This is a genomic window from Paenibacillus mellifer (assembly GCF_023195895.1).
In the GTDB taxonomy this organism is placed as follows: Bacteria; Bacillota; Bacilli; order Paenibacillales; family Paenibacillaceae; genus Fontibacillus; species Fontibacillus mellifer.
In genome coordinates, this window is sequence record NZ_JALPRK010000019.1 from 45,923 (window position 1) to 67,495 (window position 21,573).

Here is a 21,573-nt window from a genome sequence, read left to right on the forward strand (position 1 = left end):
TTCTTTATATTTTCAAATAAGATCTGACATACTCCCTATATGCAAACACTTTTTTTAAAATATCCTTATTAACATCATAAAGACTTAGAATATATTGTTGAATGTGGATAATTTCATCAAAATGAATCAAGCTGTTTTCTCTTCTTGTAACACTATCAGTGTGTCTACGATGGTAATTTAAAGATTCGGAGCAATAATATATTTTCCCACGCATTAATAGATTAATATAGAAATACCAATCTCCGGCAATCTTGTATTGAATCAAGTTATTCGAAATGCTTACTATATCTGTCGAATTTTTAAAAACAACCGCTGAAACATTAGGAATTGTATTTTTAACAACAAGAGTATCTTTAATCTCTTCCACTCCAACTCTAATATAGTCTTTTCTCCACTTGTCCTGGCTTATATCCAATGTATATTCACAATAATCATCCGCCAAAATGTAACTATTTTCGTCAATTTGATAAGATTGTGAATACGCTAAGACTACCTCATCATCTCTCTCAAACCCTTGAAGGACCTTTTCCAAGAAAATTTCTTTACTTAGATCATCTGCTTCCGCGATCCAGACAAAATCACCTCGGACAGCCTCCAAACCTTTCAACCATTGTTTGAAAACGGAACCAGAGTTTTCCTCACTTTGAATCATTTTCATATTAAGATATCTAGAATTGTTTTGCATTAATAATCTATTTAACACACCAACGCTGTCATCTACAGAACAATCATCAAGACATATCAATTCATATATTGGATAGGTCTGTTTCAGAATCGAATTGATTCTAGCTTCAAGATAGTGAGCATAATTATAATTCGGCACGACTACGCTAACTTTTTTATAATTTAAACTTAGTAAACCCAACAAATCATATATATAGTCTAGGAACATAAAGTCTCTTTCAATTAAAGTCATCGATGCATTAGATTTAGATAATAACTCACATGGGTTTTTGAGTAGCTCGATAGTTTTTTCACCCATCTCTTTAATATCGAAGGACCTAACGATAATTCCTGTTTTTTCATTCAAAATATCTTCAAATCCACCTGTACCTTCAAAAGAAATTACCGGTAACCCCACATTCATCGATTCAATTACTACCGAAGGGAACGGATCCTCACGCGAGGTTAATAAATATGTATCTGCTCCGGCATAAAAAATATTCGGGTCCGTCTGACCTATAAACATCACATTTCCCAGCAAAGTGTCAGGTATCTCGGATATAAACTGTTCGTCTAATCCACCAACCCAAATAAAATGAATATTATCACGTTTTTGCTTAACATAAGTTGCTACTTGAGAAAAAAGGTCAACTCCCTTTCTTTCGTCTCCATAACCTACTCCTAAAACAATTTCTGAATCCGGGGCTAAGCCAAGCCGACCTCTAAGTTCTTTTCTCGCTTCTAATTTATTTCCTTTATATTTATTAAGTTTATATAAACCCTGAGGTCTAATGATAACTTTTTGCTCATTTAGGTTAACTAAAGATTTCAATTTGTCATAGACGTACCTCGAGGGAAATACAATCTTATCCGAATATTGAACCGCATCAGCCAGTCTTGATTCTGCTTTATATTTTTTAATAACACCTGGTAATTCATGGATTAACGTAATGACCTCAATTCCGGATGATTTAAGATATTTGGAAAGGTTCCCACTTATTACAGTGTTACAAATTGCCTTTTCATAACCCGCATTTTTAAGAGCAACTATATGTTGATTTAAACTTGCAATGTTACCTTTAAAGTCTTCAACATTGTAAATATTCCCAAGTTTCTTGAATTGATCGTGTAAAATTCCACCTGATTGACTGATGATTTCCACATTCATTCTAAAATGTTCCCTAAGTACAGTTATTATATTTAGTGAAAGAAGTTGAGCTCCATTAAAATTCATATCGTGTGTTACATAAATAATTTTTTCTTCACCGTTTATCAAGTTGTCGACAGATATATCTAAAAAGGAAAGGTCTAACATTCTCGTCTGATCCAATTCCATTAATTTTTCATTAATAAATATGCCTTTTCCTAAAATATCATCTAAATTACCATCTGAATAAAGGTTAAAAAAGCCAATAATCCTATCTTCCTTCACACCTATTTCTCTTAGTTGAGTGTAAATTTCTGTGATATACTGGCTACCAATTATAATATAGTCATATTCTTTTTTGATTCCTTCAAACGGCGATAGAACCATTGCGCCGTTATGCTTTAATCCTACCTTAGTTTCGTTATTATCCAGGTAACCAATTACTTCAACATGATCAAAATTAATAGTATCTAGAACCTTTTCCGCTCCCTGACCTGTACCAAAAATGAAAACTTTAAACATTCACTCGCCTCCAAACTACATAACCAATCCTAAGATGTAATCTTCTCCCTTAATATATCCAATTGATTTTAAATACAATTCAACATCTTGGTAATAAGAGGTGCCAATAATAATAAAACACTTTTTGTCTAATTTTTTTATGCTGTCAGGCGAGTAAACCTTGCGATCAAAAAACAATGTCCCCCATGTCTTTTGATTGCTATCAATGAAACCATGTATTTTATATCCTTCTTCTTCAAGAGAATAATAAGTGTTATTGGATGAACTTCCTGTTCCCCATATATAAATTCCTTTATCCTCACTTATATACTTAAGAAACTGTAACAAATAATCGATCTGTATTGAGCGACTAAGGGATAGTAATTTCCCTAGCTCTTTTTTGTACAAATTAATTTCATCCAACATACCAAAGTAGTTTAAAAGTTGGCTATTAGGATTACCAGTTGAAATAAGGGAAATATTATCATCAGAGCTAGAAACTTCACTACACACTGCTATCAGATACATACCCATTTCATTCTGTTTAAAATTATCAGAATATATATGATTTACAACCTCTTTTGATTCGTTTGCTATTACCATTGACACCTCTTGTCTCTGATAAAATAACTCAACAACTCCAAAATACTCCTTCAATAACCCTATAAACTCCTCCTTATAGAATTCCTTCTTATGAAATGGATTTTGATAATTTCTTTCATCTGAATAGAAGGACTTATCAGGTGTAGAAATAACAAATCTTCCCGTTCTATTTAAAATACGTACAACCTCTTGTAAAAACTTCCTTTGTATTTCCTCCTCGACATGCTCAATGGTTTCAAATGAAACAACGATATCTAGAGATTCATTAGCAATTGGCATATCATCTACTGAAGCCTGAAGAAACAACAAATTATCAGCACGGTACTTTTTCTTAGCATGGTCAATCGACTCTTTACTAATATCAATACCTATAACTTCAGTTGCACTTGTTGAAAGTAAAAAAGACCCATAACCTTCTCCACATGCAGCATCCAATACTTTCTTTCCGTTTACCATATCCTTAACAGCCTGATATCTGGATAGATGTTCGAACTCAGTAAGTTTGTCAGACATGTCTGGGATATGCCTTTCTCCTGTGAAATCCATTATAATCCCCCATCTTTGTATTAAAGTAACTACTACTCTATAATATTATTTTTTCTTCAACTATCCATTGGCATAAAGTTGATATATCTATAGGCTGTTTATGGTGAACTGTATCTTTGTTTCTAGTTTGACTTACATACAGTTGATTATTGCTCTTAAAAGCTGAAGGAATAACAAACATACTATCTGTCTCTATGGCAACTAAGGTTTCTTCTATTGTCATCAATTCCTCAAACCTCTTTTCACCGGGTCGAACACCTATACTTACCACCTGTACTTTTGGCCTATCTTCTTGAGCAACCAGCTCAATTATTACATTAGCCAAGTCTCCTAGACGGACTACCGGCATTTTAAGAACGAATACTTCCCCACCTTGGGCCAGTTCATTAGCTTTCAAGATAAGTTCTATAGCCTGTTTAGGTGTCATCATATACCTTAACATATCTGGATCAGTTATCGTGATCATACCCTTCTCCAAGATCTGCTTCTTAAAAAGCGGAATCACAGATCCCCGTGATCCCATCACATTTCCAAATCTTACGGAAGAAAATGTCGTGGATTTAGGCCCTTTCTGATATTCTGCAGCAGAGATAAGCCGTTCAGCAGTAAGCTTAGTTGCACCATACGTGTTTGTTGGCGATATTGCCTTATCCGTGCTTGTAAAAAGCACTTTCTTAACACCATTTGTAATGGCCGCCTGAATAACGTTCTGCGTTCCTACTACATTGGTTTGAACCGCCTCAAACGGGTTGTACTCACAAGCCGGCACATGTTTCATTGCAGCACAATGGAATACATAATCAATGCCTTCCATGGCACGAATCAAACGTCCTTGGTCCCTCACGTCACCTATTAAAAACCGCAATTGGGTCGCATATTCTTGAAATTCTTGAGCCATTTCAAACTGTTTAAATTCATCTCGACTGAAGATTCGGATAACTTTGGGGTTGTCCGCCAGCAAACGTTTTGTCAGGTGAAAGCCGATGGTACCGGTTCCACCAGTAATAAGAATTTTCTTATCTTTGTAAAAGCTCACACTAATCACCTTATCTCTTCAACATATATTAATGTTACACCTCAGCAGCAGTCAAAACTCTATTAAGCCGATGAATCGCATCAATAAGAAGGATTTCAAGTTTTTGAATTGCAGCAATGATTTCTTCTACTAACTTCCCCAGATACATTTCAAAATACTTTGACTTCTGAATCATATTTTGTTCCTCAACAATAAGCGATAAGTGGTTGTCAAAAAACTGCAGTTCAGCCGGGATCAATGGCTCGATTAGTGTATTAAACGATTTACCATTTACAATAGAAGACCACATCTCTTCAATTGTTGCCATGCTATTCGAACACCTTATAGGATTCCTTCGACTTAATTCAGGAAGCTTCCTTAACTGATTCTTTATGTCTTTAAGCCCCTTTGAGATCGATCGCAAATCCTCGGACATATTTGATATTCTTGCAGTTACTTGCTTGGTTCGTAATGAGTTATTTGGAAAACTCACGTTGTTCAGCTTGTTTAGTATGAATTCGGAGGAAGTCTTCAAGCTAGGGACCAAAATCATATCCAGTTGTTCAACTGTCGCCCATTCAGTACCAACAATTTTGGCTCCTATCTTCGAAGTATTAATAAAACGAGTATTCGGATACCATGATATTACTTCTTCCACCTTTTTTTGCAGAACTTTATAAGGAAGAGTCGTTCGATTCCAACCTTCACTCACGTTTTCAACCAACAAACTTGCACTAGCTACTGTAGCTTGAGTATGTTGCGATTCAATGTGCTCTACACCTTCTGAATAATGTTTCTCTTGAGGGAAAGAAAAGTCTTGACCGGCAAAAATGATAAGCTCACATCCCAAGTAAATGGCTGCTTGTATAGCAACACCAGTTACAGATGCAAGTGACCGAAATACAGGTGTATCATCCTCTTCTACCATGAAATAATTAGTTATTGGATCTGTGTCCGTAAATGCATGAACTTTCAGTGCATCGACTTTATCTGTTACTTTATAATTCGTTGTCGGAGTATATATCATAGGGATACTCAAAGATTCGGGAGTAAGAAAGATATTCTCCATAACATCTCCTCCATCTACAGTGACAACTATATGTGGGCTTATTCCTTGATGTAGGAGAGCTTGAACACTAGAACCAGCAGCAATGATTAGACATTTATCTTTTAATTTAGCTATTGAATCTATATCCAATTGTAGAGATGGGCCAGAACCAACAATTACTGCTGAAAATCCAGAAAATAATCCTTTCATTTTTGAAAGTGAAGGAGTAATTAGATTAGTTGCCAAATGATTCAGTCTGTTTCGCATCCATACGTCTTTAAACTGTATCAACGTATTCTGATTCACCCTATATTCCTCAACTAGTGAAGGAATGTCATCTTTAAAGTATTGAATTTCCCTTGCTTGATGCTTTGTATACGAAGGTATCCCAGTAAAAGCGCAACTACCTTGAGCTAATGAACAAATCGGGTAAATCAATTGACGTTTTTGCTCTAATGATGAACCTACTGCAAGAGCCTTTACGTTAGGGTGATCTAGTAATCCTATGAAATTCTCTGACTTTAAAGATGTTTTAAACATATTGATATTTGGCTCATAAACATAAATCCACTTATTAGGATAGTGTTCAAGGAGTAGTCTTAAATGATATCCTAAGCCAAGACCAAATAACAATACATGGTCATGTTGAAGCAACTGCGGCTCCAAGGACTGAATCCATGAGGCGAAATTGAGAAGTGTATCCTCCTTTTCATATAAATAATATTCCTCAGATGTTCCAGGAAAAAGAACAACATTCCCAAGCCCATTGTCCATAACCAATCTTTTCTCTAATCTCATATCAACCTGGCTTTGTAATAAATGATAAATATGGCCGTATTTTTCACTAAGTAATTTCAAGTTTGAGTTTAAGTAATCCATTTAGTATCTCCGTTCGTTTTCCTTTGACTCTATTTATTATATCGGTTAGTTTCATTTGATCATTGATAACCAATAGATGGAATATAATAAAAAAGCCTAGGAAACATCTCCACAGAGTGTTTCCCGGCATTCTTATAATCAGTTTTTTTTATCTATAAAAAAGCTGTCAACTGCATAGGATGAGAGGTATGCTGCTTTTTGTCGTTTTATCTGATTATTTCGTTCAAGCCACTCACTAGCATCATTTCGCAGTTCATACATTTTAGGCAAAATTAATTTGTCAGCAGACAAAATGTTGGACAACAAACTTTTTTGGATATCATTTAATCCTTCAATGTGATTACTCTCTGAAAAAAGCTTGTCACATATATGTTGACGTCTCTCTATGAGTAGCTCTACTTCCTCTTGATTAACTTCTGCTAAATGTGATACAAAATTCTCGGTAATTTCTACAAGCTCCTTTAAACACTCATCTATCATTTGGGAATTCCCTTCAATTACATGTTTGCCAAACGACTTGCCTCTACCCATGTTTCTTTCAAGTCCACTAAATAACCTAAGACCTCTTCAGCGTATCCTTTATCCTTTGAAAGGTTAGCCTGAATCAGTTTATGAAGTAAATAGTCATAAACTTTTATTAAATCCTTGGCTATCGCATAATCAAAATTAAGCGAAGCGATTAATTCATTAATAATAGCCTGCGCTTTAATCAAGTTATTATTAGCCTTTTCCATATCTCTATGATCAATACCCTCAATACCCAGTTTTACAAAACGGATTGCTCCTTCATACAGCATCAGTAACAGTTTGGATGAATTGGCTGTTTGAGTCTGGGTCTCTCTATATTTGTCATAGGGGGATGTTAACAATTAACTCACTCCTCTAGTTTAGGAAGCTCGACAAACTGCCGGATTGAGCGTTATATTTATTGATCGCTGTTTCCATTGCAGTAAACTGTTTGTAGTAGTTTGTTTCCATAGTTGTCAATTTGCTCAGCATATTAGTAATCCGAATATCTAGGTTTCTTGCTTCTTCACCCATCAAACTATTTGGTAAAAAGGAGCTCTTTAAATCACTGCTTACTCTGGAAGTACCTGCTTTTTCTGCAAGATCATTCAGGCTAGTGTTAAGAATCTTTGATACACGATTAAAGATCCCTGTCTCAGTTGTATCCGTTGTATTCCCAGTGGCTTTAAAAAATTCTAACACCTGATCCGGATTTTGTTCCAGGGCTTGAACCAGTTTGGCCTCATCTTCAATAACTAACTTCCCGCCTTCATTCCACTTTCCTGTTGCCAGACCTATTGAGTTGATATTTATAGAGCCGGTTCCCGTTTCAACATATCCAGTAACCGCTGACCTCATCTCACTCAAAGCTCTTTCGATAATTTCATCATTCCTTAGCAGGCCACTCTTAGCCTTATCCTGCCAAAGTTTTATTTCATCTTCCTTCATTTCCTTTTTCTGATCTTCAGTTAAAGGAGCATACTTCCTATATCTCTCTTCACTAATTTTGCTATTCAGAGAATCAATTAAATTATTATAGTCACTAACAAATGATTTAACAGCTTCTACTAACTTATCTGTATCTGCTTTTGTTTGAATCGTTGCAGACCCTGTTTCTTTCAAAGTAATTTTCAGCCCATCATAGTCAACAATGTTGGACTTTTGAGGAGTCTGAGCTACTCCATTAATACTGAAAACTGCGTCTTCTCCATCAAAGCTAGTTACTTTACTCGTATCTGAAAACAATGAGCCTTCAGTTGTAATTGCCGCCTCTCCTGTCTCTCTGGCAGTTATGAACAATGTCTGAGTAGCCGTGTCAAATGCAGCCGTTACCCCTGCATCAGCAGAATTAATTTTATTAATAAGAGTGGATACCGTATCCGTAGATGTTAATCCTTCAATTTGCTTTCCATTTATTTTGATGTTAGAGAGGTCTCCTGTTATTACCTTATCTAGCGTAGTTTCTCTTGTAGTCAGCGTAGATGATCCTGTTACAGACAAATCAATTTTAACTTGAGAAGCTTTAGCTACATTGGTTACGTCAATAGAAACGGGCAAACTTGTTGAACTATTGGATGCAGTTACACTTACAGCATTAGGATTTGATCCGCCTAGTTCTGCCCGTTTTGCCTGCATCGAGAAAGTGTTATTATAACCTAATAATTTATCATTACGAAAACTAACAATCTTGGTGCTCATTTCTCTATAGTTTTCACGTTTCCAATCCAGCAATTGTTTCTGTTGATTCAGCTTATTTAACGGTTCTCTTTTGGCCTGCATGAGTTCTTTGACCATGCTGTCAATGTCCATCCCTGAAGCGAAACCACTAATTCTCAAAGTTATCCCTCCTACACTCTTTCGTCAATAAGCAATCCAGCAATCTCCATCATTTTTGCAGCAATATCCAATGCCTTCTCTTGGGGTACTTCCCGGATTACTTCCCCTGTTTCTTTATTTAGGACTTTTACCATAATTGCATGTGTCTTCTCATGCACTGAAACTTCTAATGTTGTGAAAGGCCCTTCCATAGCTTTAAGTGCCCTATCAATTGCACGTATCAATTGTTCCTCGCCGATTGACACCTTTCCGCCCTGATTCATAACCGTTTGCACTTCTTTTCTGCTCATCTCGGATGTATTCAATGCATGAACAGCTGCTGTTGGGGCTTGCTCAACGGAGTTAGTGTTTTTAAGAATCGATACCGTCGAATTCCCAGCAGATCCCGATACATTCATCAATACAACCTCCCGATCAAAATAATTAGTGATAATAATGTTTATATCGGAAAAGTTCAAATCGAATGTTATAGAAAAAACAAAAAAAGAGCCGCTAAGTGGCAGCTCCTTGAAGAAATATAAAGGATTAACGAAGCAAGGACAATACACCTTGTGGCTGGGAGTTCGCTTGAGACAACATTGCTTGAGAAGCTTGAAGAAGGATGTTGTTCTTAGTAAGAGCAACCATTTCCTTAGCCATATCCGTATCGCGAATACGGGATTCGGAAGCTGTCAAGTTTTCAATAGTAGTTCCCAAGTTGTTGGAAGTGTACTCAAGACGGTTTTGTTTCGCACCCAGAGTACCACGATCTGTTGCAACAGTTTGAATTGCCGTGCTTACAGTAGCCTGTGCTGTATCAGCCAAGCCAGTAAATGTCAATGCAGCAATAGAGATCGATCCGCCATTGTCGTCGGTAGTGATATTAACACCACTCTTAATCAAGTTGCCGTTGAACTTCGTATTGTCAACGATGGAAGTAATTTGTGCCTTAAGATCGTTCAACTCGGAGTCAATATTTGTTTTGTCAGCAGCTTGATAAGTACCGTTAGATTTTTGAACGTTCAATTCTTTCATACGAACGAGCATAGCACTTACTTCGTTCAAAGCACCCTCAGCCGTTTGTACGAAAGAAATACCGTCTTGTGTATTACGTTGCGCTTGTTCCAAGCCACGGATTTGACCACGCATTTTTTCGGAAATCGATAATCCCGCTGCATCGTCAGCTGCACGGTTAATACGCAGACCGGAAGACAATTTTTCCATGCTCTTACCAGCATTTACGTTGTTCAAGCCCATGTTGCGGTGTGTGTTCAAAGCATTAATATTGTGGTTGATAATCATTTTATTTTTCCTCCCTGAAATTGGTTTATCCCACATCCATGTGGTGATCGGTTATAAGGTCGGCCGCCCATTTAACCGTTCTAAATTGTTTATCGGTAGTCCATTTGAAATTATTTAGAGCAAAATAATAATTTTAATAATTTTTCTATAAATCTAGCGCCTTCTCGATAATTTGCAACGCGACTGAATCAACATCTTCATCGAACTTTCTGGCAAATAAAGCATCACTACTGAATAAATATGTTAAATAAGCAACCGTTAATGTTGCTGGTCGTTGAATCGCACTATGGTGGAGTTCCATATCAAAATACCTATAGCACTTGTTTATATGCGTAGCCTTAAATTGACTATTCAAGAGCAAAGTTTGAAAAAATGCTTCGTCTGGGATCAATGTATATCGAAAATAATCCTGCATTTCAAAGGATAAATAGGAAGTCGCCGCATATTCTGCAAAAGCTCGAGTAATCATCTTCCATTGGGAACCATAGTAAGGTTTAACTTGAGGTTGAAAATAACTCTCAAAAGGTTTTCTTTCTCCTAAGTTTAATAATTTTCCGCCATCCTCAATATGATAATGTCCCTGTGTCACTTGTTTTTGATTCGGGATTTCGCTCATTAATCTAGCATCTATATAATTCAAGTCCTTGCCGGCCAAGAAATCTCTTACTTGTTCTTGCTTTACTAATGGGAAGTCTTGTCCGCTTAAATTAATGTAATATTCCCATTCTTGATCCCAATTCAACAAATAATTTATTGCATCAAGTTCGGCCTGAACCAAGGACCAACCTCCCCATGATAAAAACCTTGAAGGGAGTGTTCTTATATTGTCATTACTGCGAGTTAGATTTTCGGCTAATTCAAGCAATTCATCATTTGCTCCAGAATCAATATGAATTAGGTATATATTTTCCGCCGAATAAATTGCATTAAGTAATCTTAAAAGCATATTAGGTTTCTGATGTGCCATGATAAAATAAGCAATTTTCATATTTTTACCCCTTCGTTAGCTGTTTTTCCAATTGTTTAATTTCTGTATGAGCGCTTTGCGATCACTAGAGGCTTCCCTATTGCTATTCAAAATAGCGTCAAATATCTCCTTACGATGAATCTCAACATCACAGGGGGCCTGAATTCCAATTTTAACAGTATCGCCTTCCGTCTCCAGGATAACAACCTCTATCGTATCTGAAATTATGATTGATTCCCCTTTTTTACGGCTAAGTACTAGCATGACGCCCCACCGCCTGTGGTTTTATTGTTTGGCAATAGTGAGTGTTTAGAAGTATATTCCGTTTTATTCAAAACTATTTGTTTCCCAATATGTTCCTTTACATTAAATACTAGTGGCGCTAAAAGGTTTGCTGTTACTTGTGACAATTCCTTTCCCCACGTAACAATGCTCCGAATTGCCACCTCTGTCTGGTCTGTGATTTTTAGTTCCTCAAGATCAATCGCGCTCAATTCAAACTCATATTCTTTAAAAAACAAAAAAGGATTTACAATAATAAACGCCAAATTCTCATTTTCAATTGATTGCAGAAACGAGAAATGTTCATCATGTTGTTGTATTGAAAATTTAGTGTACTCCTCAAATCCTGGAATCCCCCTCTTAAAAGTAAAAAAAACACCTGTGTTTACAACAATTTCATTATCCGAATGATTAATCATATTTTGAACCTCCTAGTACTAAAAAAGCTATGAACTGCCTCAGTTCATAGCTTAATTATATGGTATTATCTATCAAACATAATAATTTAACGAATAAAATCAACTAACGTTGGAGAAATAATCTTGGCTCCGGCAGATAAAGACGCCTGATAAATATTCGATTGAATATTAGTTTGGATCATAACTTCCGCAATATCAGCATCTTCCGTTTTAGACTGCAATTGAGTAAGACTATAATTCTCATTACTAAGTCGGTTTTGCATCAATTCAACACGATTAGTTCTGGCTCCCGTCTCAGCGTGTACAGAAACCATTGTATTTAATCTTGATTCAATATTAGGAATTTCTTTAGAGATATCATCAAATCTACTATTCTTCATTGCAACAGAAAGTTTATCGATAATGTTAAAGACATTATCCGTTCCATTCTTACCGCCAAAGAAGTCATTACCGGCAGTATTAATTTGAAAAGTTACTCCCTGACCAACCGTGTATTCTACTGCACCCGGGTCAGTTTCAACCCCGGCAAAGGAATCCGGATTACTAGAATCGTACGGTTTAATATTGTAGGTTTGTCCATTAAAGATATATTTCCCGTTGATTTGCGTATTTCCAAGATCTCCAAGCTGTTTTTTAAGTTCCAGAATCTCGGATTTAATGCTGTCCAAAGCACTTTGTGGATTAGTACCATTACTTGCCTGAACGGTAAGTTCCTTAAGGCGATTCATCACATCTTCTGCCTGTGACATTACCGAATCCGTCGTATCCAACCAGCCCAATGCTGTGTCGACATTCCGACCGTATTGGTCATTCGCAGATAATTCAGAACGATAGCGAAGGGCATAAGTCACCCCTACCGGGTCATCAGAGGGTTTGTTTAGTTTTCGACCAGTAGACTGCTGGTTTTGCAAGTCAGCCATTTTGTTTAGGTTGCGATTCAGGTTGCGAAGCACCTGGTTGCTCATCATATTGGATGTGACGCGTAAAGCCATTGATTCAACCTCCTTAGCTTGCGGAACATGTTAGGTTTGAATACCTTCAAAAATCATTTATATTGTTTAACGTCCAACCACGCCGGTACCGTTAATCAGCTTGTTCAGCACTTCATCGAAGGTAGTCATGAAGCGTGCAGCCGCAGAGTAGGCGTGTTGGAACATCATCATGTTCGACATTTCCTCGTCGAGCGATACGCCGCTGACCGATTGGCGTTTGGCGTTTACCTGGTCGGTTAGGATCAGGGCGTTGTCGGCCTGCCGTTTGGCTTCATTGGCTTGTACGCCGACCTGGCCGACGATGGCCTTGAAGTAATCGTCAATCGTAGACGTTGCCGTTTGGCCGCCGCCGAAGGTGAACTTCACGTCCTTGAGATCGGCCATGATCAGCGCCAGACCGTTGTTCCCTTTGACGACCGTTTCCGTGGTGCCGGAGCCGGTCGTTCTCAGCGAGGTCGCAATCAAGCTGGGATCGTCCAAAATGGCCTGGCTCATGGTAATGTTGCCAGCCGTGATCGTCGTTCCGCCGTCTTTGGCGGCAAAGAAATCTCCGCCCGGGACAGGGGCTCCGTCATTCGCGCTGTAGCCGAGCTTGTGCAGGGCGTTAATGCCTTTAATTGTCACAGTCAGGTCTGTAGCCAGTGTTCGGGTAGGCCCCGAGAAGGTTTGATTCCCGATGACCGTACCTTCCGGCAAAATCGCCCCAGCCGGGATCGTTACGGTAATATCCCCATTGACCAACGTATTGGCAAATTGATCAAGCTGGTTCTGATAATCCCGTACATAAGTGTCGCGGGAATAGATCATTCCATAGATCTCGCCGTTGTTTAGTGTTCCTGCAGCATAGGCATTCTGCAAAAAGTCAGCCGTGATTGGCGTCGGGTTCTCACCCGCAACCAGCACTTGTCCGCCCATGGTAATTTGATAGCCTTCCGGAAGCTCGGTCACCTCGACATTGACCAGGTTGGACAGTTGATCCGTCAGCAAATCCCGTTGGTCCCGAAGGTCGTTTGCCTTATCGCCCAAGCTTTCGATCCGGGTGATCTGACGGTTCAGGTCAGCGATCGAAGAGAGGATCGAGTTCATATCCGACGCGTTCACAGCGACGTTGTTCGTCAAGTCGGAATTCAAATCGCTAAGCTGTTTGCTGGTATGGTTCAATGCATCCGTCAGAGCGAGGGTCGTTTCCTTGACGATTTTCCGGTTCGTGATGTTCTCAGGGTCCTTACTCAAGTCGGACCATGCTTTCCAGAAATTATTTACGAGTGCGCTGATTCCGGTATCGGAAGGCTCGTTAATAATCGTTTGCAGCTTATCGAGCGTATCGTATTGGATATTCCAAGCGCCAAGCGATTTATTTTCATTGCGGAATTGCTCATCCAAGAACTGTTCCCGGATCCGTTCAACCGAAACGACTTCCACCCCGGTTCCCAATTGCCCCGGATTTACAGAACGGTTGATTCCGTAAGCTTCCAAAGGACGGGCCGCGCTCATTTTCACCGTTTGCCGGGAATAACCGTCCGTGTTGGCGTTCGCGATATTATGGCCGGTTGTATTTAGAGCCATCGTCTGTGTAAACAAGCTTCGCTTCGCGGTTTCGAGCGAATGGAATGTCGATGTCATAAGTTCCTCCTTGTCGGCTTACTGTTAAGCCCGAGCATCAAAAAAGCCCGGCCCCTTGGAGCCTGTCGGTTTATCTGTCGGCGGTTTGTAGGTTGCCTCCTGCATCGGCGAAGCCCCTAACAAATCCATCGAATAATTGACGAATGCGAGCGACTGCTCGATCAACTTCTGATTCAAATCATTAATGAACTTCAACTCATTTAGCGTCTTGGATAACGCCTCTTGGGTATGCAGCAACGCCTTCTTCTCCTCCGGATCAAACACAAGCCGAGCCAACTCCGTAATCGTTAGACTGAGCGCCGACTTAATTCCCTTCTCCTGCAGAAAAACTTGACAGGCGGCTACCCGTTCTTCCTCCAAAGCGGCAATCCGCTTCATCATCCGGGACTCCTGATTCATGATTTGAATCAAGGACTCGATGTCGTCCTTCATGATGGCTTCCTTCTTGGCCTGTCCCGACGCTAACATGGTTTGATGGACATCAACCTGTTGATTCAACGCATTAATCAGTCGTTGTATAGCCATAGCCGCCCCCTATTTCTCGTTCAGAAAAGACTTGAAGTACGGAGCAAGCTTGTCAGCAATTTTGCCCGTTTCCACATGATAGGTACCTGAGGTGACTTGCGACTTCAAATCCTCTATCCGCTCAGCTCGCTCGGGATTAAATCCAACCTCCTGCGCTTTAAGCAATTCCTTGGCTTCCGCCGAAATGGACACTTCGTCCTTGCGGCGAGCTTTGCTGTCTGTATCTTTACGTTGTGATTCAATTTGACGTTGATAATTATTGATGGCTCCAACCCGTCCGGTTTCATTAATTTTCATGGGCTCCACCTTCCTTCCAAATAGAAAAAGCCGATAATCTTTAATAAGTTTATCGGCGGCTTTGAAATCATTTTTAATAGCGAAGCATTGGATGTTTGAGAATATTATGCCAAAGAATCACGGATTTAGTCATTTGGGACTACGGAATTTGTCGACGGCGCTATAAGCCCCGCTTCCGGACTTGTCATCCGGTCCTGGCTTCTTCCCGGAATCATCCTTGGCAGCTGCCGCAAGATCACGGGTCAACCGGTTACGGCAGGAATCGCACATATTTCCGTCCCGAATCAGCACGCCGCACACCTCGCAGGGGTACATCATATTCGGGTTGTTGGCAACCGAAATACGCCCCTCCTTAATGAATTTGGTGATTTGTCGGATAGAAACCCCTGTGCCATCGGAGACGTCCTGAATCGTAGCCAGCTTCTCCTCACGCAAGAACTTTAGGCATTTCTCGTACTCTTCCTCAATTTCTTTTATACAAGAAGGACAAATGTCTCTGAAATTGTTGGTAAACAATCTCCCGCAGCGTGGACAATTCGCAAGATTCAACCCCATGCTCTTACGTCCTTTCGTCAAATCTTCATTTGATGTTAGATTACCTTATTTGAGGGGGGTTCGTCTATATCTTTGTCAACAGAATTGCAGAAATTTGTAAGAAATTAGGTTAAGACCGGGCCCAGGTCAAGCAATAAATTTCGGCGCTTCGCCCGATTCGGCCGCAGAGTTCATGCAGGACTCGGGAACAGGCTTCCAGCGTACTTCCCGTCGTATATACGTCATCAACCAGAAGTAGACGCACTGGCTCAGGAGAAGGATCGGGTAGGATTTTGGAAAAAGGATCCGGCTTCACAGCTTGAGGAAGCCAGGTCACCGACCAAGCGGAGGGGTTACTCCGATTCTGATTCCGTTTCACCGCATCTACTGCTGCTAACAGCTTGTCCGCTGCCTGGGATGTAGGCTGAAACACATCATGCAGATCGTGCAGGCGTTCCCAGCGGGTTTTGAAGCTTTGTTTTTCGGTATGCCGGGAACGTTCCAGCAGGTTCAGCAGGGGAATTCGTCCTGCGGACGCAGCCCCATAGGCCAACCGGGCGGCTTGATTAAACCCCCGTTCCTGCATACGGTCTTTACTGACCGGGACGGCGGTTACGGCATGGAAACGAAAGGAGGTTCCATTGTTGCCATTCCCGTTGCCACTATAGCCGGCTTCATCTAGTTCTTTGATCATCCGCCGGTAAGCCATCCCCGTCATTCGTGCCAGGACAGCGCCGTACGCCTCATTGCCGCGGTATTTGTATTGCGCGAGCCACTCGCGCATGGCCGGACTGTAGGCGACAGCGCTCCGGTTCATCACAAAACTGCGGGGGGCTTGACCCAAACGGGTACAGTCCGGGCAGCCGACCTGGCGGCCGCAGAGCCGGCAGCGGGGGCTTTTGATCCAGGGAATCGAGATATAGCAAGACATGCAGATTTCCGGGTAACCCCGCACGCGATCAGAAATCGTCTTCCCGCAGGTTAAGCAGGGAATCGCGGGAGGCGCCAACAATTGATGCAGCGGGGATAATAAGCTGGTCCAGGTAAAGCTCTTCCCTTCAGAAAAGTTATAAATACTTGAGGACAAGGAAGTTGATAAGAAATCATCCGCAGAATGGACGCCATTCGCCGTTTGTCCCCCTTTTTTTGCCGAAACAGACTGCCCAGCCTGACGTGCTTGATTCGGGGTGTGCCAACTCTCGGCATAAGCATCAACATCCACTAGCCCCGGGAAAAACCTGCCGCCGGACCGTACATAGGGACTATGCTGTGGAATCCGGGAACCCATTGCCCGATCCCAATTACGGCCCCTCGCCCGTGGCTCGCGATTCGCAACACTCAGGGATGACTTCATCATATTATTGAACCTCCTTTACCTTTAAAAACCCGTTTTTATAAGCAGCGGTGTTCATCATCCGGATTTGCCGAATGGCGCCTCGCTGCGATTTGGTCCAAGCCGGGGCAGCGAAGACGACTTTTCCGTTTGGATCGTCTTTGGAACGACCGGCCCTCCCGGCCATTTGCACCAAAGATGCTTCATCGAACAGGTCGCTGTCCGCGTCTACTATGTATACATCACTTTTGGGCACGGTCACGCCGCGCTCCAGAATGGTCGTTGTGACCAGCATTCGAATGCGCCCTTCCCGGAAGGCGAGCACCTTCTCCGTCCGGCCCGAATCTGTGGAGGATGTCCCCTCAATAGGGAGGCCGGGAAAATAGGAACGCAAGAGCTGAGAGAAGGCATCAATCTGGCGGATCCGCGTTACGAAGATAAAAATCTGCGCCCCGCGTTGAACCGAAAACCGAAGTGGGCGCAGCAGCGCGGGCGGCAGAGAATGGCGGCGTAGGCAAAGCTCTACGCTAACCATTGTGATGCGTTCCGGGACAGGCAGCGGGCAGCCGTGATACCTCGCTGAAACTTTGGCGTGCGGCAGACGGCCCGCGCGGATCTCTTTTTGCAAAGGTAAGGGAGGCGTCGCGGAGAGGAAAATAAAACGACCGTCGGGTTTGCAGGCGGCCTCTGCTGCGAAGCCAAGCATCGGATCATTATGGTACGGAAACGCATCCAGCTCGTCGATCACGACCAGATCAAACGCATGATAGAACCGCAACAACTGATGGGTTGTGGCTAGGATCAACCGAGCATCCCCCCAACGCTGCGGGCTCCCGCCATATAGGACGGCCATGGGCTCTTCAGGAAAAGCCTTCGCCACCCGCGGCGCCAGCTCCAGTACGACGTCACGCCGCGGCGTGGCGACCAGGACCCGCCCCCCTCGGTCCAATGCATAACGCAGGAGTGGGAAGATCATCTCGGTTTTGCCGGCGCCGGTGACGGCCCAGAGGAGGAAGCGGGATGGGCGGGAGACCGTGAGGTAGGGGCGTCGCGGTGCCAATGGGCGTGAAGGCCTTCCGTGGGCCGCACCAGGAATGGGAGCTTCCTGTGCTTGCGCCAGGAAGCTCAGCGCCTGTCCCGCCGCGCTGCGCTGGGCGGGGCTCAGCCCCCACCGGTCCAGCAGGGACCCGGTGGGGGCCAGGCCCGCTGCCGTGCCGCCACCCGCCCCCGGCGGCGGCACGGCCCCCGCGCTGCTGCCGCGCAGCAGAAGCGCGCAGGAGCGGCTGCGCCCGAGCGCGAGGCACGCCTCGCAGTAGGCGCAGCCGCGAGAGCCGCACGACCCGCAGGGCGTGCGGCGATGCACTTCGCTGCCGCAGCGCCGGCAGCGTGGGGCCCGGGCCCGGCGCCAGCGCGGGCCCGCTTCACGGCGGCGGGCGGAGGCCACGCCCGCCGTGAGCTGCACGCGCCCCTGCAGGTGCGCGTGCTGGACGGCGGAACGCCAGGCCGGGGCCAAGCCCGGCAGGCGTTCCGCCAGCAGCTGCTGGAGCTCCGCTTCCAGCAGCGAGCGGCCCTCCAGCGCAGCCGCAAGGCGCTGCGCGGCTTCCGCTAGGGGCGTGGCTTCGCCCCCCGCCCCCGCCCCGCCCCCCGCCCCCGCTTCGTTCCCCGCCGTCACGCTCTTCTCCCAAACCCCCGCTTCGTTCCCCGCCGCCGCAACCTTCTCCCAGCCCCCGTCTCGCCCCACGCCTGCCTCTTCGCCCCAAGCTCCGTTCTCATCCCGCGCTCTATCCCCTCTCCACAGGTTACTCTCCCTCATTGCCTCGATCTTTTCCGCCGTCCGTACCCCCAACTCCACTTGTCCCAACAAACTCCCCTCCATCCTTGAACCCCCATTTCTCAAAACAGCCCGTCCCAGCTCCGTCAACCGCCCTTCCTTCCACAACCACCCCCGGAGCTCGCCCAATAAGGAAGTTTCCTTCAACGACTCCCCCAGATCCCTTGATTTCCCTGAACTCGTCAACCTCGCCTCGATCCGCAACTCCTCCTGCAACTCTCGCTTCAACATTTGATCCCATTCTCGCGTCGACCAGCGTTTCATCTCGTTTAGTGGCTTGAACCGATCCCTTACCTCAACAGCCCACCCCAGCGGCATTCCGTTGGATAACAAATACATACACTCAGCGTTTCTATCCATCCACCAAAACAAATCAACCTGCAGATCCAAGCTCACGCGCAGCTCCCAGCCAGCCTTGGATCTTACGGCATATAGACTCCCCCTCACATTTCCACTCTCCTCCTAAAATCTAGCAGTAATATCCATATTTCAACAATTATCAGATAATTCCTCTTTTTCTGATATTTGTTTTTTTGAAATCTTATTTCGCTCCGTTTCTTCGACTTCATTCATCAAAATCCTCACACTCCGTGTCGCATCTTGTCTCTTAAAAACGCCTCAATAACGGCCTTCACCATGCCTGCTTAGAAGTTACTCAACGTAACGGAACTGAGAGACCTTATTCGCCCATTTCCCGGCTATTTCCCAAGCTAACGGAACCTACAGACCTTATTCGACCATAAAACAGGCAATTTCCCCAAGTTCAGTTCAAATAAGGTCTCCTCGTTCCGTTACAATTTGAATACTCGCATTTCTAGGGAAATAACGTCCCTGAGTTCCGTTAGAGTTGCCAACACACGAACTTGAAGGGGCAACTCCGACGGATGGATGCATATGACCTCTATTCTCCTGTTCAAACCCTTCAGCTCACTCCCTCCTTCCCCTCATACACCGGCTTTTTCCACTCTCTCATTACTCTCTAGCCTTCAACCACAATCATCTACTTCCTCTCGCTCACCTCCACCTCCCTCCATCCCTCTCACAAACTAATTTCTCTCACTCCCCCATTATTCCGCGTCATCACCTTCCTTCCCCTCCCCTCTCTCCCACCTGGTTCTCGCAAATAGCCCTCTCAGCCTCTCTTAACCCTCCGCTACTCCCTCGCCATGGACCATTACTCCTCCTCCCACCAGTCAGCCAGCCCTTCCTTTCTCATGACCTCTTCCCTCTCCATTCCTCATCTCCCCCACTCCCCCCAAAGCGCAAAAAAGCACACTCCTCGGCTTATCGCCATCAAGAGTGTGCTTCACACTTTACACTGCGCATTGCTATGCGCCAGCCTGGTCATATGCGGTTGTCCTTCCTGCATCCACTGCCGGTCATCAGTTCCGGAACCATTCGCCCCGGAAAGGGTCTTACACATGGACATATGGTATTTTGTCCGCCTCCCGCGGGATGCGAAGATCGATGCAGACAGGCATCTCTTCGGTCAATAAAGCCGCATGCGCTTCCACATCTTCTTGCCGCACCACCGCCAAGCCGATCACGGTCAGCTCCATCTCACCTTGCGATTCCAGCTTCCGCATGATCGCCAGCGTGTCATCCTGCGAACTCTCGTCGAGTACCGTTACCCTCAGGGGTAAACCGCGCAGCCGCGCATACCAGGAGAGTGCCCGCAAATACCATTCCATTTGATTCTCATGATTGCTCGTAACGAGAATATAATGAATCGCGCGATCCTTCCGTTTCCCTTGCTGAACCAGGCCGCGCAGCACATGGACCAACGCCGCGGCCATTCCGTAGCTGAGCAGGATCCAGCCAATATAAGGAACCACCGTACCCACCTCCTATTAGAGGTAGTTCAAAAAGTCATCTTCGGATCACGAAGCAGTTCCATGAAGGAGACTCGACTTCGAATCTTGAATTCATCCGGGATTCCGTTGCTCACGTAGGTTTCCCTACGCTCCGCTACTCACTCCCTAGCTTCATCCAACCTTCTTGGTGCTCCAAACCTGTCTTTTTGAACCCTCATCTCAAACGAGGTAGTTCAAAAAGTCATCTTCGGATCACGAAGCAGTTCCATGAAGGAGACTCGACTTCGAATCTTGAATTCATCCGGGACTTCCGTTGCTCACGTAGGTTTCCCTACGCTCCGCTACTCACTCCCTAGCTTCATCCAACCTTCTCGGTGCTCCAAACCTGTCTTTTTGAACCCTCATCTTAAACGAGGTAGTTCTAAAAGTCATCTTCGGATCACGATGCAGCTCCATGAAGGCGATTCGACTTCGAATCTTGAATTCACCAGGGACTTCCGTTGCTCACGTAGGTTTCCCTACGCTCCGCTACTCACTCCCTAGCTTCATCCAACCTTCTTGGTGCTCCAAACCTGTCTTTTTGAACCCTCATCTTCATCGAGGTAGCCCAAAAAGTCCTTTTTCGTTCACGAAGTAGATCTTTCTGAACCCTCCCTTATAGCGACAATATATGCCGCTGCACAAAGGTCGGTTACTGGGCTCCTACGGAAGGAACCGCATGGCAAGGCGTATCGGCGCGAAGGCCGTGTTCCGCCAACTATGTATTTGGCTGGTGCCGAATTCCGGGTAGGGCGTTTCAACCGCCAACGAGGCACCCGCCTCACTTTTCAAGATCATGAATAAAATGGTAACCTTGGGCAGCAAAAGCCCTCGGATCCTGATCCCGCGAAGCACTCCGGTCACGGCCGCGGGACGTTACATTCAATCACA

Annotated in this window: 20 protein-coding genes; all 20 read right to left on the bottom strand. The window is 43.8% G+C overall.

The genetic code is table 11. The annotated features are described in order from the left end of the window. Window positions 1-4 precede the first annotated feature (4 nt). On the bottom strand, window positions 5-2,332 hold the full coding sequence (locus M0651_RS17860) for a glycosyltransferase (RefSeq protein WP_248553089.1): 2,328 nt from the start codon (window positions 2,330-2,332) through the stop codon (window positions 5-7). Window positions 2,333-2,347: 15 nt separating this feature from the next. After that, complete coding sequence (locus tag M0651_RS17865; RefSeq protein WP_248553090.1) at window positions 2,348-3,460, bottom strand: class I SAM-dependent methyltransferase; 1,113 nt, start codon at window positions 3,458-3,460, stop codon at window positions 2,348-2,350. A 37-nt stretch (window positions 3,461-3,497) separates the two neighbouring features. Further along, window positions 3,498-4,496 carry a UDP-N-acetylglucosamine 4,6-dehydratase family protein gene (locus M0651_RS17870; RefSeq protein ID WP_248553091.1) on the bottom strand — a complete coding sequence of 333 codons (999 nt, stop codon included), beginning with the start codon at window positions 4,494-4,496 and terminating at the stop codon, window positions 3,498-3,500. Between the two features lie 34 nt (window positions 4,497-4,530). Next, window positions 4,531-6,402 carry a motility associated factor glycosyltransferase family protein gene (locus tag M0651_RS17875; protein ID WP_248553092.1) on the bottom strand — a complete coding sequence of 624 codons (1,872 nt, stop codon included), beginning with the start codon at window positions 6,400-6,402 and terminating at the stop codon, window positions 4,531-4,533. 138 nt (window positions 6,403-6,540) lie between these two features. Next, complete coding sequence (locus M0651_RS17880) at window positions 6,541-6,882, bottom strand: hypothetical protein (protein WP_248553093.1); 342 nt, start codon at window positions 6,880-6,882, stop codon at window positions 6,541-6,543. A gap of 17 nt (window positions 6,883-6,899) precedes the next feature. Further along, entirely contained in the window at window positions 6,900-7,271 is a 372-nt protein-coding gene (gene fliS, locus M0651_RS17885; RefSeq protein WP_248553094.1) for a flagellar export chaperone FliS, read from the bottom strand. Window positions 7,272-7,284: 13 nt separating this feature from the next. Continuing rightward, on the bottom strand, window positions 7,285-8,745 hold the full coding sequence (gene fliD, locus M0651_RS17890) for a flagellar filament capping protein FliD (protein ID WP_248553095.1): 1,461 nt from the start codon (window positions 8,743-8,745) through the stop codon (window positions 7,285-7,287). A gap of 11 nt (window positions 8,746-8,756) precedes the next feature. Beyond that, window positions 8,757-9,143: a flagellar protein FlaG gene (locus tag M0651_RS17895; RefSeq protein WP_248553096.1), complete on the bottom strand. Its 387-nt coding sequence runs from the start codon at window positions 9,141-9,143 to the stop codon at window positions 8,757-8,759. Between the two features lie 127 nt (window positions 9,144-9,270). Continuing rightward, entirely contained in the window at window positions 9,271-10,026 is a 756-nt protein-coding gene (locus tag M0651_RS17900) for a flagellin N-terminal helical domain-containing protein (RefSeq protein ID WP_248553097.1), read from the bottom strand. A gap of 145 nt (window positions 10,027-10,171) precedes the next feature. Then, entirely contained in the window at window positions 10,172-11,014 is an 843-nt protein-coding gene (locus tag M0651_RS17905) for a beta-1,6-N-acetylglucosaminyltransferase (RefSeq protein ID WP_248553098.1), read from the bottom strand. A 15-nt stretch (window positions 11,015-11,029) separates the two neighbouring features. Continuing rightward, window positions 11,030-11,257 carry a carbon storage regulator CsrA gene (csrA, locus tag M0651_RS17910; RefSeq protein WP_248553099.1) on the bottom strand — a complete coding sequence of 76 codons (228 nt, stop codon included), beginning with the start codon at window positions 11,255-11,257 and terminating at the stop codon, window positions 11,030-11,032. Then, window positions 11,251-11,694, bottom strand: coding sequence for a flagellar assembly protein FliW (locus M0651_RS17915; RefSeq protein WP_248553100.1), 444 nt, complete (start codon window positions 11,692-11,694; stop codon window positions 11,251-11,253). The genes csrA and M0651_RS17915 overlap by 7 nt, the downstream gene beginning before the upstream one ends. Before the next feature lie 86 nt (window positions 11,695-11,780). Next, window positions 11,781-12,686: a flagellar hook-associated protein FlgL gene (gene flgL / locus M0651_RS17920; RefSeq protein ID WP_248553101.1), complete on the bottom strand. Its 906-nt coding sequence runs from the start codon at window positions 12,684-12,686 to the stop codon at window positions 11,781-11,783. Between the two features lie 66 nt (window positions 12,687-12,752). After that, window positions 12,753-14,309, bottom strand: a complete 1,557-nt coding sequence (gene flgK / locus M0651_RS17925; protein WP_248553102.1) for a flagellar hook-associated protein FlgK — start codon at window positions 14,307-14,309, stop codon at window positions 12,753-12,755. A 24-nt stretch (window positions 14,310-14,333) separates the two neighbouring features. Further along, complete coding sequence (locus M0651_RS17930; protein WP_248553103.1) at window positions 14,334-14,834, bottom strand: flagellar protein FlgN; 501 nt, start codon at window positions 14,832-14,834, stop codon at window positions 14,334-14,336. Window positions 14,835-14,843: 9 nt separating this feature from the next. After that, a complete protein-coding gene (gene flgM / locus M0651_RS17935) occupies window positions 14,844-15,131 on the bottom strand; it encodes a flagellar biosynthesis anti-sigma factor FlgM (RefSeq protein ID WP_248553104.1) in 288 nt (95 codons plus the stop codon). A gap of 129 nt (window positions 15,132-15,260) precedes the next feature. Continuing rightward, entirely contained in the window at window positions 15,261-15,680 is a 420-nt protein-coding gene (locus M0651_RS17940; RefSeq protein WP_248553131.1) for a TIGR03826 family flagellar region protein, read from the bottom strand. A 115-nt stretch (window positions 15,681-15,795) separates the two neighbouring features. Further along, a complete protein-coding gene (locus M0651_RS17945) occupies window positions 15,796-17,022 on the bottom strand; it encodes a ComFC family protein (protein ID WP_248553105.1) in 1,227 nt (408 codons plus the stop codon). Window position 17,023: 1 nt separating this feature from the next. Beyond that, window positions 17,024-19,276 carry an ATP-dependent helicase ComFA gene (locus tag M0651_RS17950; protein WP_248553106.1) on the bottom strand — a complete coding sequence of 751 codons (2,253 nt, stop codon included), beginning with the start codon at window positions 19,274-19,276 and terminating at the stop codon, window positions 17,024-17,026. 968 nt (window positions 19,277-20,244) lie between these two features. Next, the gene (locus tag M0651_RS17955; protein ID WP_248553107.1) at window positions 20,245-20,664 is read right to left on the bottom strand and encodes a hypothetical protein; all 420 of its coding nucleotides are present in this window, start codon (window positions 20,662-20,664) and stop codon (window positions 20,245-20,247) included. Window positions 20,665-21,573 lie beyond the last annotated feature (909 nt).

What these genes read in the sequence shown, in the direction of transcription:
- M0651_RS17860 (WP_248553089.1), bottom strand. Translation starts at nt 2,332, where the DNA reads ATGTTTAAAGTTTTCATTTTTGGTACAGGTCAGGGAGCGGAAAAGGTT.
- M0651_RS17865 (WP_248553090.1), bottom strand. Translation starts at nt 3,460, where the DNA reads ATGGATTTCACAGGAGAAAGGCATATCCCAGACATGTCTGACAAACTT.
- M0651_RS17875 (WP_248553092.1), bottom strand. Translation starts at nt 6,402, where the DNA reads ATGGATTACTTAAACTCAAACTTGAAATTACTTAGTGAAAAATACGGC.
- M0651_RS17880 (WP_248553093.1), bottom strand. Translation starts at nt 6,882, where the DNA reads ATGATAGATGAGTGTTTAAAGGAGCTTGTAGAAATTACCGAGAATTTT.
- M0651_RS17895 (WP_248553096.1), bottom strand. Translation starts at nt 9,143, where the DNA reads ATGAATGTATCGGGATCTGCTGGGAATTCGACGGTATCGATTCTTAAA.
- M0651_RS17900 (WP_248553097.1), bottom strand. Translation starts at nt 10,026, where the DNA reads ATGATTATCAACCACAATATTAATGCTTTGAACACACACCGCAACATG.
- M0651_RS17905 (WP_248553098.1), bottom strand. Translation starts at nt 11,014, where the DNA reads ATGAAAATTGCTTATTTTATCATGGCACATCAGAAACCTAATATGCTT.
- csrA (WP_248553099.1), bottom strand. Translation starts at nt 11,257, where the DNA reads ATGCTAGTACTTAGCCGTAAAAAAGGGGAATCAATCATAATTTCAGAT.
- M0651_RS17915 (WP_248553100.1), bottom strand. Translation starts at nt 11,694, where the DNA reads ATGATTAATCATTCGGATAATGAAATTGTTGTAAACACAGGTGTTTTT.
- flgL (WP_248553101.1), bottom strand. Translation starts at nt 12,686, where the DNA reads ATGGCTTTACGCGTCACATCCAATATGATGAGCAACCAGGTGCTTCGC.
- flgK (WP_248553102.1), bottom strand. Translation starts at nt 14,309, where the DNA reads ATGACATCGACATTCCATTCGCTCGAAACCGCGAAGCGAAGCTTGTTT.
- M0651_RS17930 (WP_248553103.1), bottom strand. Translation starts at nt 14,834, where the DNA reads ATGGCTATACAACGACTGATTAATGCGTTGAATCAACAGGTTGATGTC.
- flgM (WP_248553104.1), bottom strand. Translation starts at nt 15,131, where the DNA reads ATGAAAATTAATGAAACCGGACGGGTTGGAGCCATCAATAATTATCAA.
- M0651_RS17945 (WP_248553105.1), bottom strand. Translation starts at nt 17,022, where the DNA reads ATGATGAAGTCATCCCTGAGTGTTGCGAATCGCGAGCCACGGGCGAGG.